1 protein-coding gene is annotated in these 1,015 nt (G+C 56.7%); it reads left to right on the top strand.

Annotated features, from left to right (window positions below; translation table 11 throughout):
• Window positions 1-159 precede the first annotated feature (159 nt).
• Window positions 160-1,015, top strand: an 856-nt coding sequence (locus tag NQV17_RS37750; protein ID WP_257776153.1) for an IclR family transcriptional regulator, incomplete at its 3' end; no start/stop codon positions are given.

The raw sequence follows: 1,015 nt of genomic DNA, 5'->3' as shown, positions 1-1,015 counted from the left end.
TAATATACGGACCTAGTTTCGCACCGAAAGTCCATTTTTCGGACCGTGACGGTATCTTTACCTATTTGATGCCTTTATTTAAACACCTAAACTGGTGTCATCCAATAAAGGTTTTCACCATTCAGTTGGTCCGAATATTGGACCCTTGGAGGCCGAACGATGTCGAATGAACATGGCGGTGACGGGCAAGCCGCCGGAACTGCAGCAAGCCAGACCCTGGACCGTGCGGTGCAAGTTCTGCAGTTGGTTACGGGCTCCCGTACAACCGGTATTGGGCTTTCGGATCTTGTGAAAGCAACGGGACTGACCAAGCCAACTACGCGGCGACTTCTCCTCGCGTTGATAGAAAATGGCTTGGTGGAGCAGCAGCCAGAGGACCGGCGGTACTACGCCGGCGCAGAGACTTATGCATTGGGAGTCCTTGCCGCGGAGCGTTTCGGAATTCGCCGGCTGGCGGCAGACAGCCTCGTTCGAATTGCTGCGCGCAGTGGCGATGCCGCGCTTCTAAGTGTCCAACGGGGGTATGAGTCGGTTTGCCTCGCGCGGGAGGAGGGTACGTACCCCCTTCGCTCCCATGTGCTGCAACCGGGAGATCGGCATCCCATTGGGGTCGGCGGTGGTGGGTTGGCCCTACTCGCAATTTTGTCTGATGAGGAAGTCGAGCGGGCGTTGGCGGTCAACGCCGCCCGCTTCGCTTCTGATTACCCCGGGCTTACCTCAGAACTGCTGAGGCATCAGGTTCAAGAAACCCGCGAACGAGGTTACGGTTTAAACCCGGGGTTAGTCGTGAAAGGCTCGTATGGGATAGGAGTCGCGTTACATGATCCTCGCAGCGGCATATCGGCGGCATTGACGATCGCTGGGGTTGAAAGCCGCTTCACGGGCGCCCGGATTGAGGAAATGGCCGCGATCCTTAAGGAAGAAGTAGAGCAGTTGGAGATGCGCATGCAATGCGCTAACACAAGTCCCGGAACCGCTAAAAAGCGCTCTGCTGAGAAGCGCGATGCGTCATATC

The organism is Burkholderia sp. SCN-KJ (genome assembly GCF_024656005.1).
Taxonomy (GTDB): domain Bacteria; phylum Pseudomonadota; class Gammaproteobacteria; order Burkholderiales; family Burkholderiaceae; genus Burkholderia.
The sequence above is the reverse complement of the archived record's forward strand: the minus strand, read 5'-3'. Positions and strand labels throughout refer to the sequence as shown.